Source organism: Sporosarcina sp. USHLN248 (genome assembly GCF_037144575.1).
Taxonomy (GTDB): domain Bacteria; phylum Bacillota; class Bacilli; order Bacillales_A; family Planococcaceae; genus Sporosarcina; species Sporosarcina contaminans.
In genome coordinates, this window is sequence record NZ_JBBCZC010000122.1 from 1 (window position 1) to 251 (window position 251).

Genomic DNA, 251 nt, shown 5'->3' on the forward strand with positions numbered 1-251 from the left:
CACCTCCCCGCCGTTATCAGCAATGGGGGGACGCAGTAGGATAGGGTGAGCGCGCTGTTGGTCATGCGCGTCTAAGCAGTGAGGTGTGGAACGAGGCAAATCCCGTTCCTATAACACTGGGCTGTGATGGCAAGGGGAATTGTCCCCGGAGTCCCTGATTTCACACTGCCAAGAAAAGCCTCTAGCGAGGCGGGAGGTGCCCGTACCGCAAACCGACACAGGTAGGCGAGGAGAGAATCCTAAGGTGATCG

The 251-nt window shown here is 58.2% G+C and carries 1 rRNA gene; it reads left to right on the forward strand.

Annotated features, from left to right (window positions below):
• A 23S ribosomal RNA gene (locus WFH04_RS18220) occupies positions 1–251 on the forward strand; the annotation flags it as partial.